This is a genomic window from Actinomycetospora sp. NBRC 106375, assembly GCF_030269665.1.
Taxonomy (GTDB): Bacteria; Actinomycetota; Actinomycetes; order Mycobacteriales; family Pseudonocardiaceae; genus Actinomycetospora.
Map to the genome: position 1 here is coordinate 1 of NZ_BSTS01000104.1, position 251 is coordinate 251.

1 rRNA gene is annotated in these 251 nt (G+C 64.5%); it reads right to left on the bottom strand.

Annotated elements, in window-relative coordinates:
- Positions 1-87, bottom strand: a 5S ribosomal RNA gene (gene rrf / locus QSK03_RS33065); the annotation flags it as partial.
- Between the last annotated feature and the right edge of the window lie 164 nt (positions 88-251).

Genomic DNA, 251 nt, shown 5'->3' on the forward strand with positions numbered 1-251 from the left:
GGCGGTCGCAGTACCATCGGCGCTGGAGGGCTTAGCTTCCGGGTTCGGGATGGGTCCGGGCGTTTCCCCTCCGCTGTGACCACCGGAACACCCCACCACCCCCACGGGCCGGTGTGGCCCGGGTGGGTGGGGTGTGTGGTCGTTGGGATATGCACAGTGGACGCGAACGGTCTGTTGTTCGTTACGCAGTTGCTTGCCGTGACCTCTTGGGGTGTGTGTGGGCAAGTCCTCGGCCTATTAGTACCAGTCCA